We start from the raw sequence: 15,873 nt of genomic DNA on the forward strand, positions 1-15,873 counted from the left end.
TTTGTTGCACCCCACACAAAGGCCTCGCACCCAGGGTGTCGAGGCCTTTGTTTTTTCCGTGATTATTGATCGGCCCCAATCCGCAGCCGGTCCAGCCTGGCCCGCGTCATCGCTTCTCGGGTCAGGTTTTTCAGCTGCTGCGTGATCTGTCGGTCGATGTCATTCAAGGCTTGACCATACGCCTCTTCAGTCATCAGCCGGCCATCCGCAAAGTCAGTTTCAGGTTTGTCCAATTCGCTGCACAGCCCCTTGATTTCCAACTCCACTGCAGCCTTTTCCTCGGTGGTGAGCCGCGTACCTTCAGCCCTGCGCTGCAACGCGTCCTGCAAATCGGTGGTGGCGTCGATCCGGCGTTTCAAGCCATTCAATTCCTCGCGGTAAGTCGACTCCAGCCAGGACTTCCAGAGCGGTTGCTCAAAGACCCGGTCGATCAGCAGATCACCCTCCTCCAGCGCCTTGATCCGCTGGAGCGCTGCCTCGATCATCTCTTTGCTGACCTCGGCGATGCTGCGAAACTGCATGCCCCGTGCCTGCCACGGCAAATCCAGGCGCTGCGCCAGATCGGTCATGTAGGCCAGGTGTACTTCCACTTCATCGATAGTGCCGGTCACTTCGCCATCGGCACCGGTCCGACGGAGCTGTTCTCCCTTCGCCAATCGCTCAGACACCCGGTGACGGGCGATGGCGCCGAGTTCATCGAGCCGGGATTTACCCAGGGCCAGCTCAAGCAATTGCGTCTCGATCAGATCCGCGCGCACGAGGGCGTAGGCCTCGTGAACCATCACCTGCACGCCCATGGCATTGAACAGTTGCGTCCCGCCATCCACGCATTCGGTGGGGGTTGCGGCTTCGTTGAACAACTTGATGCGCAGTTCAGTGTCGCTGGCCATGGCCTCAAGCATGCGCCAGACCTTGGCCGTCAGTTCCGTCTGATAGGTATCGCCGGCCTTGAAGTCGGCGGATTGGGTGAGTTTGCGGACTTCGTTGAAAAACGGCACCGAATCGAATTCGTCCTCGACGGCGTTCCAGACTTCCTGTTTTTCCTGCCATTGCCGCTCGGTCATGCCCGCCGCCCATTCCGAGCTGTCGAGCAGGCCTCGGGGTGGGTAAGGGCGGTCCGGGTCCATGCCGACCGACTCGATGTAAAACTTGAGGGTGTCGAGGTTTTCCGGCGAGATCCAGTGCGGCCCCCGACTGATCACCGTGCGCGCCAGCAACTCGGCGCGAAACGATCCGGGTGCGACTTCCGGTATCCGGCTGATCGGATTGCGGCTCAGATCAATGAAAATACTGCGAGGCCGCGATTGGGAAAACAGACCGACAGGCCAACTGTCCAGACCGGCGTCACTCAGCATCAGCACCTGCAAATGCGGCATCCGGCTGACATCAGGAATGAGCTTCAGCGGGTTGCCGCGCAGCCCCAACGACCTCAAGCGTGTCAGATTCTTCAGGCGATCCACCGCCAGCACATCCATCTCAATGCGGTTGTCGTTGAGGAACAGGTCGGTGAGATGACGCATGTCCTTCAGCGCTTGCGGAACGGCCGTCAGCAGATTGTCTTGCAGATTGAGGTAGCGCACCTGATGGAACGAGTCGAGGAACGACATGTGCCCGGAACGCAACTGCCCACCGCGCAGGCTCAGGCTGGTGACATGATCGAAGTTGGCCTCGAGCCTCGGCAGGGTTTCAAGCAGCTGGCTCAACTTGGGAATGTTGTCCAGTTTCAACGCTTGGGGCCGCATGATACCGGAAGCCTCGATGCCCTCCGGCCCGGTGCGCTGCCAGCATTGCCTGAGCGCTTTGTAGATGTTGTTTCGCGCATGCCACTGCGCCACGCCCGCCGGGCTAAAACGAAAGGACTCGGTCGGCGAGTTCATCCAGCGTTGCATGGCGCGGTTCAACTGATTGAGCTCGGCCTCCAGCGCGGCCAGGCCTTCATGGACCGAACCACCGTTCTGGCTGAACCCGGTCAACAGCGTTTCGATTTCCTCCGGGGTGAAGGCCGGATACAGCGAGCGAGCCCGCCGGCGCAACCCCATGCCGCGCGGGACCTGTTGCGCATAACCCGGCATGCCGCCGCGCAAGCGCATGACGGTCGGGTCGTAGGACGGTTTGAGCACCGGGTTGTCGCGCAGGATCGGCTCGAGCACAGCTCGATCCAGTGGCTTTGTCTTTACTGCCTGCTCAAGGCCTGCCGCGTCATGAATTTCAAAACCCAGGGCGACACGCTGGGAGTCGGGCAATGCGTGCAGCACGGCGGCATACAGATTGTCCAACCCGTGCAGGTGTTGATCGCCCGCGTCCCGTGCTTCATATCGGAGATCCGAACTCTGGATCAACACTCTGCGGATGGGCGCGTCCTGCGGGCCGAGGCTGTCTAGCAGCGTCCCTGAAAAAGAACGTTCACGGATTTCCAGGCGCAGGTCCGAGGGCCAGCCCGGCAGGGCTGCCAGTGAGTGCAGCTCCAGGCGCTCGGTGTCGGTGTTGTGCAGCTCGCCGAGGTACAGGCCTTCATACGCTCGCGCCACTCGCAGCTGGTCCGCCGCTTCGAAGGCCTGTTGGGACAACCTCAAGGGCACGCGCTGTTTCTCGGCCCAATGTTGCAGGTCCGAGGGGTGTGCGTGTTCCACAAGCACTTGCGCCACACTGGTCGAAAGCGACGACTCGTGCCCCTTGAGCAAGCTCACACGGGGATCGTCTGCACGCTCCCGACGCTCGTACAACTTGTCGAACAAACGCCTTTTGCTGCCCCGCGCCTGCTCGGCCAGGCGATCGCGCAAGGCCTTGGTGCGCGCCGTTTTGTCTCCGGAAAACCACTGCCCCAGCATCTCGCGAAGGGCCTGTTCATCCAGGAACCCGACCACACGTGCAGGCAGCGCACCGGCGAGCAAATCCTGCCAGGTCATCTGCAAGGTATCGGCGGGCAACGCGCCGGCATAGCCTTCCTTGAACGCCGCCCCCGACAGGCCCGGCCCCTGGAACACTTCGATGGCCTTGCCCTCGGGCCAGCCCGGCAACTCAGTCATGAAGCGCACGGCAAGATCGGCCCACTCCTGGCCGACCCGGTCGGCCAGGATCTGCTCTGCGCAAGCTTCGGCGTCGGCGTACGCCTTGAAGCGCTTGAGGGTATCGGTCAGCAGCGCGGGTGGGGTTTCGTGCTCCACGTGGAGCCGGCGCAACGCATTTTCGTTAACGCCACTGACGGTCAGGATCTGCTCCAGTGTTTCATCGCTGAACCCATCCACCGAGGCGCCCAGACGCTGGAGCAATTGACGCCGATCCCATTCCAGCGGTTGATCGAGTTCAGTTTTCCACAGGCCGGTGCCGTTGTGCTCCAGCAAGGGCTGATAGGCATCGGCTCGCGAGGGGTGTTGCAGGCGATGCTGGCCAGTGTTCGGGTCCTGTTTGACTTCGTAGCATTTGTCGCCGAGATGCAGCAGGTCCTGATCCTGGTGCCGGTACAAGCCTTTTTCACCGACGACGCCATCCCTGGGCAAGGTGACCGATTGTTGATATGACGTCAGGTCCGGATTCCACAAACGCTGCTTGCCGGCGACCTCCACAGGCTTGAGCCCTTCGACAAAGGGCGAGACCTTGATCGGCGTCAGCTGGCCGCCTGGCAACCCGTGACCGGCGCCCATGAGCGCCAACTGCGCAAAGTTGATCAGCACGCCATTGAAATAGGCAGAGGCCTCTTCCTTGTCGCCTTTGCTCCAGTCTTCGATGCCTTCGGCAACCTCGGCGAGCATCTGCGCAATCATGATGCCCAGCATCGCTTCGCCCAGACCGGGCACCAGCATCGCGGCGAAATTGAACAGGTTCCAGCCAATGTTCAGGTAACTGGTCAGGCGCTTGAAGCGGGCGCTGGCGTCCTCGTCGCCGGTCGGCACCGCGATGCGTCGGGCATCGACGATGGCCTTGTCGCGGCGTTCAACGAACAATGTCACCCACAGGTCGCCCGTGATCTGATTGGTAACGGGTTCTGCATCGGGATTCTCGACCGCCGTTTCACGCCACCATGGCCCCATGTCCAATGGCTCGCGTTGCTGCCAGGTAAACGTCTTCAGACGTTCGTTGACCCGGCTGAAAAACAGCCCCTTGTCCTTTTGCGCCACGAATCGGCTGAAAAACGCCTGGTATTGCGTGTCTCGCAGCTGACCGATCAGGGTTTTCATGAACGCGGCCAGCGAGGGGTATTCCTTGAGCGGATGTTGCGGATCATCCGGTACATAGGCGATCACGTGGCCGGACAAACGACTCTGATGGTAGATGTCGTCGCGGCGCAAAAGCTCATCGTTGAGCCCCTGCGGCCCATTGGCGAAAAACGCCTGCAGCAATTTGAACCGCTCGTACTCCGCACCAGGCAATATCGAGAGGCGCTGCGACCATTCGCTCCAGAATTTCACTGAGTCGGGGGTCAAGGCATCTATCGCCTGCTTGATCTGCGACGGATCGCTGACGGCACTGAACAGTACGATGCCCGTCAACCGAAAGCCCATCAGCGACAATCGGTGGCCATGCAGCGGCCGGTCGTACAGCGTGGTATCGGCCTGGCTTTCGCGCATCTGCCCGAGTTTGCCGTAGGCATGGTCGCTGATATCGCCTTTCAATCGGGCGACCAGTGACGCCACCTGAAAAGCGGCTTTTTCACTGGCCACCGACTCGTCCTGCAAGGCGCGTCGCGCTTCAGCTGTGGTCGGCAGCAGGATGGATTTGATATGCCGCTGGTACTGTCCGCCAATGTCGAGGCTGCGGCACATCGATGCAAACCTGGGCAAGGAAATCGCGGGCTCAAGCGCAAGGCTGCCGCGCTCATCCTTGCGATAGATACCGGAGCTGTTGAGCCAGGCGTCTTCGGTTGTTTCGGCCTCTTCGAAATTGTGCAGCGCCGCTTCCAGTAGCGTGGACTGCCGAACGCGACTGGCCCCGGTATCAATGACAAAGGCAATTTTACTGGGTACTTCAAGTTGCACGCTGAGTGCGTCGAAGGTCTCCACAGTATTGAAGTTCGCCTGCATCGACGCACTGAGCAGCGGTTTGGCGAAGGCATTGATGTCGTGTTGCAAGTTGCCCAGGGTCTTGTCCAGAGTGCCTTGCAGGCGTCCCTGCTCTTCAATCAACTCCTTCAGGTATTGACGGTCGATTTCCCGTGCAGCGCTGTACCACTCGGGGATCTTGGGCCTTAGTGTTTCGAGGGTTTTCATTCTCGACATCGACGCCTTTTTTATCGCGTCGGGTATGGCGCCCAGTACACGCTCGTAATGAACGCCGTTGTTTGGGGCGGGCGTTTCCAGCGAGTTGCTTCCATGCAAATCAGACACTGTTTTTTCACCTTGATGGCTGGGTTGGAGCTAACAGACTTATCCACCCGCGCCTGAAACAAAAGTCCAAATTACTGTTGGGCCAAGGCTGAAAAAAGGCCCGCAAGGTTCGAAAATCAAGGAGCCATCGATAGATATGTACCACCAGAAATGCCTGCGGTTATGCCGCTGCATGAGCGGTCGTGTTTTTTCCGGCAAAGGGACTACTATTCGAATCGCTGTCCCCGATTTGCTCAGGTAACCGCCATGCGTCTTTCCGAATTCATCGTGTTACATGTTGATCGCATCGTCGATGAGTGGGAGCAGTTCGCCATAACCATCACCCCGGCCGCCGAAACCATGGACAGCGCTGCCTTGCGCGACCATGCCCGGTCGATCCTGCTGGCCTCGGCGCGGGACATGTGCAAACCCCAGACACCTGCCGAACAGGCGGCCAAGTCGCGCGGCGAAGGACCGGAGAAAACCCCCAGCCTCGACGTGGCCGGTGCCAGCCACGGCGCACTGCGCCATACCGTGGGTTTTGATCTGGTGCAAATGACCAGTGAGTTCCGTCACTTACGCGCCTGTGTCATCCGCCTGTGGGTCAACAGCCTGCAATCGCCTGACCTGACCTACTTCCAGGACATGATCCGCTTCAACGAAGCCATCGACGAAGCCCTGGCGGAGTCCACGGCCACTTATGCCGAGCAGGTCAATCGCTCTCGGGACATTTTTCTGGCGATCCTCGGCCACGACCTGCGCGCGCCCCTGCAGGCGGTGAGCATGTCCACCGAACTACTGCTGCGCAAAGCCGTGCTCGACGGTGATGCGCTCAAGTGCGCGGTCAATATCCAGCGCAGTACCGGGCACCTGGCGGTGATGGTCGGGGACTTGCTGGAACTGGTGCGCAGCCGCCTGGGCAAGCGTCTGCCGATCGAGCCGGCGCCCATGGACCTGGCCGAAGCGGCGCGCGAAGCGATTGCCCGGGCCAGTGCCGGTCAACCGGAATGCGAACCGACCCTGGATGTACAGGGTGACACACGTGGCACCTGGGACCAGCGCCGGCTCGATCAGATGCTGCAGAACCTGATCGGCAATGCCTTGCAGCATGGTTCAAGCAAACGCGAGGTGAAGTTGACTCTCAAGGGGGAGATCGACAGTGTCCGACTGACAGTGCACAACGACGGAGCCCCGATCCCCTCCGATGCGATCCCGACCATTTTCGACCCGCTGGTGCGCAGCGCCAGTGAAGGGCTCGGCGAGCCTACTACCAGCCTTGGGTTGGGGTTGTTTATCGTCAAGGAAGTGGTCGACGCCCATGAGGGGACAATTGAAGTCAGCTCCCATGAGCTTGATGGCACGACGTTTACCGTGGAGTTGCCCAGAAAGGTCTGATGCTTTTGTGCTTGTTGGAAATCATTCGACCACCAAACGCCCCAATCGCTGCTTGAGCATGCGGTTCTCGGCCCGCAATTGCTGGACTTCTTCAAGCAGGTCCAACGCCAGGGCGACGCCTTCCCATTCCAGGTCCAGATCGCGCCGCAGCTTGGCGGCGCGCTTGGCCAGGGTCAACTCGTAGTCGTTGAAAACCCAGTCCTTGGGCTGAGCGCCCTGAGGTTCGAGGATGCCGTGCTCGACGATTTCGATCACGTAGACGTCCGACAACTCGGTCGCCTCACAGAATTCGGCCATGTCCAGTTGAACGATCAGGGGACTGCTCATAGTCAGTGACTCCTCGGTTCCAAGGGATCAGAAATGCTCTCGCGGGTCGAACGCGGCTTTTTTCGCCAGCTCCTGCCACAGGGCCTTGATGTCATCGTCGGATTTCTTCGGCATCACGGCCTTCAACTGCACGAACAGGTAACCGCGCTCACCGGCCTTGTTCATCAGGCCATGGCCCTTGGCGCGCATGCGCTGGCCGTTCTGGCTGCCGGCCGGGACCTTGAGGTTGATCTTGCCGGTCAGGGTCGGCACGGCGACTTCGGCGCCCAGCGCCAGCTCCCACGGTGCCAGTGGCAAGGTGATGATCAGGTTCTCGCCTTCGACGTCGAACTTCGGGTGCGGCGCAAAACGGATCGTCAGGTACAGGTCGCCATTGGCCCCGCCACCCACGCCCGGAGCACCCTGCCCCTTGAGGCGAATGCGCTCACCGTCGCTCACACCGGCCGGAATCTTCACGTTCAGGCTTTTGCTGGTGTTGCTCACATGCTGGCCGGCCGCGTTGTACTGAGGTACCTGGAAGGTCACCTTCTTCGACTCGGTCGACAGCGTTTCTTCGAGAAAGACCCCAAGTTCCATTTCCACGTCCTGCCCTCGACGTCCGGTGCTGCGACGCGACTGTCCACCACCACCAAAACCTGGCCCACGGTTACCGAAGATCGAACTGAAGAAGTCCGAGAAATCGCCCGTGTCCTGGCCACCGCCACCGAAGCCACCACGGCTCTGCCAGCCCGGAGGTCCCTGGAACGGTTGGCCGTGCTGGCCATAGCGACGCAAGTCATCATATTCGGCACGTTTGTCGGCGCTTTTCAGCGCTTCATAGGCTTCCGAGGCATCCTTGAACCTGGACTCGGCATCCTTTTCCTTGCTGACGTCGGGGTGGTATTTGCGCGCCAGCTTGCGATAGGCGGCCTTGATCGCCTTGTCGTCTGCGGTCGGCTCCACACCGAGAATCTTGTAATAGTCTTTGAAGTCCATCGAGGGAATCACCATCCGTTATCAGAATCGCGCCACAGGCCACAGCATGCGCTTGTTTGCAGCCATTGGTTTGACCGATCTCAAGTTTGTGACCGGGCGGCGCAGCAGAAGTTTATCGGCAGCAGGCGGGGCTTCTTGCGAGCACTCCCGCGGCTGTCCGGTTGATGCAGGGTAGTTTGGGGGGGATGCCCCATCTTTCAAGGCATTGTCTGCGAAGAATTAGCAGATAACCGGCCTTCGAATCTGGCGCGCTCTGACATACACTGCGCGGCCGTTTTTTAACCGGAACCTGAAAGACATGAACAACGCATCTCCAGCCCGTGCCTTGGGTATCGACTTTGGCACGTCCAACTCCACTGTCGGCTGGCTGCGCCCCGGCGTGGAAACGCTGATCGCGCTGGAGGACGACAAGATCACCCTGCCGTCGGTGGTCTTCTTCAATATCGAAGAACGTCGCCCGGTGTACGGCCGGCTGGCGCTGCACGAGTACCTGGAAGGCTACGAAGGCCGCCTGATGCGCTCGCTCAAGAGCCTGCTGGGTTCCAAGCTGATCAAGCACGACACCAGCGTCCTGGGCACGGCGATGCCGTTCAAGGACCTGCTCGGGCTGTTCATCGGTCAACTCAAGAGCCGCGCCGAAGCCGCCGCTGGTCGGGAATTCGAAGAGGTGGTACTGGGTCGGCCAGTGTTCTTCGTCGACGATGACCCGATGGCCGACAAGGAAGCCGAAGACACCCTGGTAGACGTGGCGCGCAAGATCGGCTTCAAGGAAGTCTCGTTCCAGTACGAACCGATTGCCGCCGCGTTCGACTACGAGTCGACCATCGAGAAAGAAGAGCTTGTCCTGATTGTGGACATCGGCGGTGGTACATCAGACTTCTCGCTGGTGCGCCTGTCGCCGGAGCGTCGGGGTGTGGATAACCGCCACGAGGACATCCTCGCCACCGGCGGTGTGCACATCGGCGGAACCGACTTCGACAAACAGCTCAGCCTGCAAGGCCTGATGCCGCTGTTCGGCTACGGCAGCCGCATGAAGAGCGGCGCCTACATGCCGACCAGTCACCACATGAACCTGGCGACCTGGCACACCATCAACTCGGTGTACTCGCAAAAGTCGCAACTGGCCCTGGGCAGCATGCGCTATGACATCGAGGACACCGGTGGCATCGATCGCCTGTTCAAGTTGATCGAACAGCGCGCCGGACACTGGCTGGCCATGGAAGTGGAAGAAACCAAGATCCAGCTGACCCACGCCGACAATCGCCACGTGCCGCTGGATCGCATTGAAGCGGGCTTGAGCGTGGACCTGAGCCGTGCGCTGTTCGAGTCAGCCATCGAGAGCTTGCTGGAGCGGGTGCGCAACAGCGTCACCCAACTGCTGGCAGACGCCGATGTGCGGGTCGATCAGGTCGATACGGTGTTTTTCACCGGTGGCTCGAGCGGGATTCCGGCGCTGCGCAACAGTGTTTCGGCGATGTTGCCGAATGCACGGCATGTGGAAGGGAACATCTTTGGCAGTATCGGTAGCGGTCTGGCGATTGAAGCGGCCAAGCGTTACGGCTCTATGGACTGATCCAGAACCGAGGTGCCTCTATCGCGAGCAAGCTCGCTCCCACATTAGTCCTGCGAGCACAGGTCCATTGTGGGAGCGAGCTTGCTCGCGATGGGGCCAGATCAGCCAACAAAGATCCAGCGGATCAAACCATCCCCACCTGCTTCAACTCACTCTTCAGATACGCGTAGTAAATCGGCCCCGCCACCACCCCCGGCAGGCCGAACGCGGCCTCGAACACCAGCATCGCCAGCAGCAACTCCCACGACTTGGCACTGATTTGCCCGCCGACGATGCGCGCATTGAGGAAGTATTCGAGCTTGTGGATAACAATCAGGTAACCCAGCGCCGCCACAGCGACCCAGATCGACAACGACAAACCGACGATGGTGATCAGGGTGTTCGACATCAGGTTGCCGATCACCGGCAGCAGGCCGAGCAGGAACGTCAGCACGATCAGGGTTTTGGTCAGCGGCAGCTTGATACCGAACATCGGCAAGATCACCGCCAGGAAAATCCCGGTGAAGACGGTGTTGAGCAGGGAAATCTTGATCTGAGCGAACACGATGTTGCGAAACGCCTGGACCAGCAGGTGCAGACGTTCGAACAACGCCGCGGCCAGCGGTTTGCGCTTGGTCAGGTCCGGCACGCGCTGCAAGGCAATGATCGCCCCCAGCACCATGCCGATCAGCAAGGTCACGAACATGTGCGCCGCGTCCTTGCCCACCAGTTGCAAATCACTGAGGTGTTTGCTGACCCATTCGCCAATCGCCACGCGGAACTCCGCGGCACTGGCCGGCAGATAGGCGTCGATGAACGGCGGCAATTGCCCGCGCGCGCGGTCGACCACTCCCATGAACTTGTCGAGGGACGCGCCGGGGTTTTCCGCCTCGTGCAGCAGGAAGCTGAAGGCACCGGCAAAGATCAGCGACAGCACGCTGACAATCAGAGTCCCCAGCAACGCCACCGCCAGCCAGCGCGCACGCCGGCCTTCGATCAGCCGTTGCAGTTGCGGGGTGAGCATGTTGACCAGTTCGAACACGAGCAACCCGGCGAGCAGGCTGGGCAGCAACCGCAGCGGCAGGACCAGCAGCAGTCCGCCAAAAATGATGACCCAGCTGATGACCAGCAAGACTTGACGCTGAGAAAACGTTGGCATACAGCCTCAAAAACGAACGGCGTAAAAAGGATTGGCAGTCTGCCAGCGATCCGGTGCGAGCACTAGGGATTGTGTGGGGCGACCTTAGTGGTGGTTCAGGATTTCTTGCAGCGCCTTCTGCGGCCCCATCGTCGGAGCGCCGCCCGGAGCAAGCTCGCTCCCACAGTGGAACTGAGTACACCGGACAAATGTGGGAGCGAGCCTGCTCGCGATGGAGCCAGCACAGCCACCACTGTCCTTGAGCCGATATTATTTCTTCTTCAGGCAATCACTCATGAATGCCTTGCGCTCGTCACCCTTGAGGGCTTTGGTGGCGGCGTCGGCGTTGCAGGTCTTCATCTTCTCTTGCTGTGGGGTCAAGGCTTTGCCGGCATCGTTGGCCGCCGGGGTGGCCTTGAGGCAATTGCTCATGAAGGCTTTGCGCTCATCGCCCTTGAGGGTTTTTGCAGTCGCCTCGGCGTTGCAGGTGGTCATCTTGTTCTGTTGGTCTGTGGCGGCGAAGCTTTGGGAACAGAGCAGCAAACCGATCATCAACAAAGGGGCACGCATTATCTTCATGGAGTTTTCTCCGTGTCGCCGCATCGAGAGATGCGGCCTCCACGAGGAGTGTAGTCAAGCCTTGTTACACCTTCCTCCAGACATAAACGATCATTGCGCCGGGGACGTAGCCGCAGACTCTTCAGCCAACACATCCTTGAATGCCTGCTTATAGCCCGCCAAGGCTGAAATCCGTTTTTCGATCACGGATACGGGCAATCGCTCGAACGACACTCCGACTTCCCCCGACAAACAAAATTGTGTTCCCAATAGCTTCAATGACGTGAATTGGGCATAAGCCCCCGACTTGTACAGTTTATTCATTTTTATTTGCCTGAAGGTGTTGTCCCGGGAGACCTCCGGCAACGCCGCCCGTCCCGCCGGCACGTCGTTGATAAAGGCAAAGTCTGCGCTGGCGGGGCCGGGTTCAAGTGTTGCAATGGCCGGCAGTTCGAACTCGAAATAGCCCTTGTCCGCCGTATGGGCGGCTGGAAACTCCGGCCACGAATCGGCAACCACCAGTTGCTTGAGATCGGTCAAGTCATCGCCAATGACCACGTACTGATGATCGAATGCGGTGGCTTTGACGAGGTGGATCCGCGAGGTTCTCGGTTGGCTGGCCAGCAGCGCGAAGGTCACCTTGGAGTTTTCCGAACAATTGCCTCCCTTGATTTCAATGGCTTTACGCGCATGTTCGGCGAGAGACATCCGTGCAGTGAATTGACCTTCCTGCAGATCCAGTCCTCGCAGCCCCTTGATTTTCGCGATCGCCGAACCACCCTTTTCCCAGATGCTCGGCAACTGGTTGCCCGATAACGGCAACAATTCCTTGGCCCGATAGATGGCGCGCTGTGCCTGGCGCAGATTGGCCATGACCTGGGGTGTCACTTCGATTGGCTGCGCGGCCGTCGTGACGTCGCTTTCAAGGTCAGCGGCATACTTCTGCAATGGCACCCATCGGTCGCTGGACACCGGGAGGTTTTCCCTCACGGCGCGTTGCAGCGCCTGATATTCATCGAGACGCCCGGTTTGCTCGAGATCGCGCGCGCGGGCGCCCAGATTGCGCTCGGACTCCGTGAGCTCCACCAGGCCCTGTTTGGTGAACAACCGTTCGACCACTGCATTGAACTGCTCAGGCGACATCAGCTTTTGCAGATCGGGCAATACTTCAATACTTTGTACCGTTCGCAGATTGGCCTCGGAGCCATCGGTATTCGCCTTGTTGAGTCCATTCCAGAGTAATTTCCAGCAATCGTCGGGCAAGCTTTCTTCCATCAACTTGAGCCCGCGCAGATAGTTGTATCGTTCGAACGAGGGGACGCTCGGATGGAACGCACCATCGACAAAAACCAAGCCGCGTCGCTCGACGTCCTGCAGTTGCGCAATCTCACCGGTCACGGTGGGAGCACCTCCACGCAGGCGCATGATCGCCGGATCAAACGTCGGAATTTTCAACTCCGGCAAACCGGAAAGAACACTTAACAGCCTGTAGGGTTTCAGGGCATGGTCGCGCAATGCAGCCTTCAGGACCGGGCCCTGACCGATATGAATCTGCAACGCATCACGCTCGGCATCGGGTAATGCCTGCAGGATCGAGGTAAACAAATCGCTGCCCGAATGCAGGGCATTGCCTTGCTCGTCGCAAGCCTGGATCAACCCGTTTTCGCTTAAGACGAGCGTACGCCGGATGGCGGCATCCTCGGGGCCGATGCTGTCCAGTTGTCGGCCATCGAAACGGTAGTGACGCAGCTCGAGCCTCACATTGGCATTCCAGCCAGGCAGGTTTTCCAGGGAATGCAACGCCAAGGCGTCGAAGTCCGGATTGTCGACCGACTCCAGATAAAAACCCTCGTACGCACGGCTGATCCGCACGTCCCTGAGCGCCCAATCGGCGAACCCTTCAAGGCGTTTGGGAAGCCTGCGCAGCTTGAGCTCCTGCAACTCCTCTGGGCGCGCCAGCGCGACCAGCTCTTGTGCAACGACACCGGGCATTCCTGGCACCTCACCCTGGATGAACCTTGCCTCGGCACTGACGGCTTGCCCGACATCCCGGTAACGTTTGTCGAACAACGAGGCCTTGCGCCGTTCTGCCAATTGCGCGAGTTGCCCCCTCAAACGCGTGGCATTTTGTGTGCGGCTGCCGACCGGTACATCTGGCTCATCACCCAGCAGTTGTCGGGTCTCGGCATCATCGAGAAACAACAGCAAGGTGTCGATCAGGTCGGTATCCGCCAGTTGGTTCACAGAGAAAGAGACAGGTTCGTCATCGACCCCGATGGTGTACAGCACTCGTCCATCGGCCCCCTTGAGCTCAATCGCTCTGCCAGGCCACAAGCCGTCCAGCAATTGAAACTGCCAGAGCGGGTCGGCCTGCAAATAATCCTGTGCACGGGCGCTGCCGATGTTTTGGATGAAGGTGTGGATATCCCGGTCGATCCGGAACCGGGTCACCGTATCGCTGAGCAAAGGGATCGCCCGCTCGTTATCGGCGTACATGCGTACCAGCGCACCGACATCGGCACGGCTGACAGTGCGAATGTCGCCGAACTTGTCGGTCAACCCCTCCACCGACGGACCGAGTCGCTTGATCAGCGCATCGGCATCCCAGGTGTGAGGTGTTTCACCCTCGATTACAAAAGCGCCAGTACCGTTACTCTCCGCCACCGGCTGATAGGCCTCGGGACGGGTCGGATGCTGAACCCGGTGTTTGCCGGTTTGCGAATCGAACCTGAGTTCGAAATGATCATCGTCCAAAGACAGAATCTGCCGGCCCTGATGCTGATGCAGACCGTAAAGGTCAGGTTTGGAATCCGTCGCCAGACGCAGGTTTTGTTGCAGGTACGGCTGCAGATTTTTCCCCCATAGCCGCTGCTCACCGTTTCGGAGCGTGACTTGACGGGCGCCTTCGAGGAAGGACGACAACCTGGGCTTCACCACTTGAGTGGCGATAGCACCGCCCACGGCAAACGTGCCCAACTGAACCAGGTTTTCAGCGACGCCGACCAGATGCTCCGCCGCTTCAACGTACTCGCCCTGGGTGAGTTCAACGACACCTTCCACGACCCCATCTACTAGTTGATAGGCGATATACCCCAGCATGAGCTCCCCGAGCACCGGGACAAAGGGGGTCGCGACGAGCAAGGCAACCTGCATGATGTCGGAGAGCATTTTTTCCAGGTTTTCGATCCACGCCCAACGTGCGGCACTGTCCGCATCGGCGGTGGTCACGGCCAGCGCGCGCCCGTCGGCAAAAATCTTGTCAACTTGCTGCTGATAGAGATAAACCCACGGATCGCCGTTATAACGGCTGACGGTATCGTTTTCGAACGATACCGCGGCTATCCGCAAATCGGGGCGATCTACTTGAGTTTCGCGCCAGGCAGGCAGATTGGAGCCCGGTTGTGTGCCGTGGTAAGTGATTTCCCACAGTTTCGCGTTGAGCGCGGCGAAGAAATGACCACGCTGGTAATGATCCACGAATCGACTGAAAAACGCCTGATAGCTGCGCCGGGTAGCGCCGGATGCCTGATCGTTGCCCCGTAGCTGGTGAGTCAGTTCGAGCGCGAACTCGGCCGTCGAGGCATACTCTTTCAGCGGATGCTCGGGATCGTGCGGTACGTAGGCAATGACGCGCCGGACATTCGCACCGGGGATATCGAGATCGGCGGCGATCAGTACAATCCCGGTCAGACGGGTGTCGAGCATGCTCAAGTGGTAGAAACGCACGGGACCGCCATCCCACACCAGTCCCTTTTTACCCAGGACCATGTTCAACACGGTCAGGTAGGCCGCTGCCCCGATGTCCTTCTTCATCAATGCCAGATGTGCTGCAGCTTTCATGGCGCTTTTCTGACTGGCGACGATGCGGTGCTGCACCGCCTCCCGGACCATGGCACCTTCGGGAGCCAGATAACTTTCCAGATACTTTTTATATTGGGACCCAATATCCAGAGTTCGGCACAGCGTCTTGAACTGTTCGATCGTTATTCCCAACTTCTTTATTTCAAACCGCCCGATGTCGTCGGGCCTGGTGATAAATGCAGAGTCGCTGGTAAATACTTCGCCCTCGGCAAAATTTTGCAGAGACGCGTTAAGTAACGAGACAGTTCGACTGCCGACACCGCCGGTGACATTGAATGCCCAAGCGGATGTTTTAGCCGAAAAATACAACCGCAGAAAAATTTCACGAACATCGACCACTACACCGAATTGCTTCTTGAGGGCATTGGTCAGCAGTGGCTGGGCAAAGGATTCGGCATCTTGCAGCTTCCCGAGCATCCGGTCGACCTGGTTCTGCGCCTGCCAACTGACCTTTGTGGCTTCTTTCGCTGCTACATGTTCCGTATGGGACGCCGCTTTGCTCCAGGCGGGAATAACTTTGGGTGTGTTGCGTAAATCACCCACCCGCTGAAGCGAAGAATCGACAATCCAGTCGGGAATGGCGCTTTTGATAAAGTTGTAGTGAGTACTGTGCTCTTGGTTTATATCGAAATAATCTTGGCTACTCGCAGACTTCAACAAAAAATTTTTCACAATCATTACTCGCAAACTTAGAGAGAGGATCGAAGCCTACAGCGCCCCAATTCTGTTCCCATGAAGTTTGTTTCGGATAATGCTGTATGAAAACT

The 15,873-nt window shown here is 59.2% G+C and carries 8 protein-coding genes; 2 read left to right on the forward strand and 6 right to left on the reverse strand.

The genetic code is table 11. The features are described from left to right. Window positions 1-62 precede the first annotated feature (62 nt). The gene (locus tag AC1RDQ_RS10660; protein WP_492587209.1) at window positions 63-5,321 is read right to left on the reverse strand and encodes an NEL-type E3 ubiquitin ligase domain-containing protein; all 5,259 of its coding nucleotides are present in this window, start codon (window positions 5,319-5,321) and stop codon (window positions 63-65) included. 246 nt (window positions 5,322-5,567) lie between these two features. On the opposite strand from AC1RDQ_RS10660, the gene AC1RDQ_RS10665 reads away from it, so the two are divergent. Then, entirely contained in the window at window positions 5,568-6,695 is a 1,128-nt protein-coding gene (locus AC1RDQ_RS10665; RefSeq protein WP_492587211.1) for a sensor histidine kinase, read from the forward strand. Between the two features lie 21 nt (window positions 6,696-6,716). On the opposite strand, the gene AC1RDQ_RS10670 is transcribed toward AC1RDQ_RS10665, so the two are convergent. Beyond that, entirely contained in the window at window positions 6,717-7,022 is a 306-nt protein-coding gene (locus tag AC1RDQ_RS10670) for a chaperone modulator CbpM (RefSeq protein ID WP_057712199.1), read from the reverse strand. 27 nt (window positions 7,023-7,049) lie between these two features. Further along, a complete protein-coding gene (locus AC1RDQ_RS10675) occupies window positions 7,050-7,997 on the reverse strand; it encodes a DnaJ C-terminal domain-containing protein (RefSeq protein WP_057712200.1) in 948 nt (315 codons plus the stop codon). Window positions 7,998-8,295: 298 nt separating this feature from the next. On the opposite strand from AC1RDQ_RS10675, the gene AC1RDQ_RS10680 reads away from it, so the two are divergent. Continuing rightward, a complete protein-coding gene (locus tag AC1RDQ_RS10680) occupies window positions 8,296-9,570 on the forward strand; it encodes an Hsp70 family protein (protein ID WP_057712201.1) in 1,275 nt (424 codons plus the stop codon). 124 nt (window positions 9,571-9,694) lie between these two features. Here AC1RDQ_RS10680 and AC1RDQ_RS10685 read toward each other — a convergent pair whose 3' ends face one another. The 3 genes from AC1RDQ_RS10685 to AC1RDQ_RS10695 all read right to left on the reverse strand — a co-directional run bounded on the left by AC1RDQ_RS10685 (window position 9,695) and on the right by AC1RDQ_RS10695 (window position 15,784). Beyond that, the gene (locus tag AC1RDQ_RS10685; protein ID WP_056725372.1) at window positions 9,695-10,708 is read right to left on the reverse strand and encodes an AI-2E family transporter; all 1,014 of its coding nucleotides are present in this window, start codon (window positions 10,706-10,708) and stop codon (window positions 9,695-9,697) included. A gap of 249 nt (window positions 10,709-10,957) precedes the next feature. Continuing rightward, window positions 10,958-11,266, reverse strand: coding sequence for a PsiF family protein (locus AC1RDQ_RS10690; RefSeq protein WP_340312286.1), 309 nt, complete (start codon window positions 11,264-11,266; stop codon window positions 10,958-10,960). Window positions 11,267-11,356: 90 nt separating this feature from the next. Beyond that, window positions 11,357-15,784, reverse strand: a complete 4,428-nt coding sequence (locus AC1RDQ_RS10695) for a dermonecrotic toxin domain-containing protein (RefSeq protein WP_492587213.1) — start codon at window positions 15,782-15,784, stop codon at window positions 11,357-11,359. Window positions 15,785-15,873: the final 89 nt, after the last annotated feature.

It is taken from the genome of Pseudomonas sp. GW823-FHT02E01 (assembly GCF_058797535.1).

Excerpts from the sequence above, each read along its gene's own strand:
- AC1RDQ_RS10685 (WP_056725372.1), bottom strand. The coding sequence starts at position 10,708 with ATGCCAACGTTTTCTCAGCGTCAAGTCTTGCTGGTCATCAGCTGGGTC.
- AC1RDQ_RS10680 (WP_057712201.1), top strand. The coding sequence starts at position 8,296 with ATGAACAACGCATCTCCAGCCCGTGCCTTGGGTATCGACTTTGGCACG.
- AC1RDQ_RS10695 (WP_492587213.1), bottom strand. The coding sequence starts at position 15,784 with ATGATTGTGAAAAATTTTTTGTTGAAGTCTGCGAGTAGCCAAGATTAT.
- AC1RDQ_RS10665 (WP_492587211.1), top strand. The coding sequence starts at position 5,568 with ATGCGTCTTTCCGAATTCATCGTGTTACATGTTGATCGCATCGTCGAT.
- AC1RDQ_RS10675 (WP_057712200.1), bottom strand. The coding sequence starts at position 7,997 with ATGGACTTCAAAGACTATTACAAGATTCTCGGTGTGGAGCCGACCGCA.
- AC1RDQ_RS10690 (WP_340312286.1), bottom strand. The coding sequence starts at position 11,266 with ATGAAGATAATGCGTGCCCCTTTGTTGATGATCGGTTTGCTGCTCTGT.
- AC1RDQ_RS10670 (WP_057712199.1), bottom strand. The coding sequence starts at position 7,022 with ATGAGCAGTCCCCTGATCGTTCAACTGGACATGGCCGAATTCTGTGAG.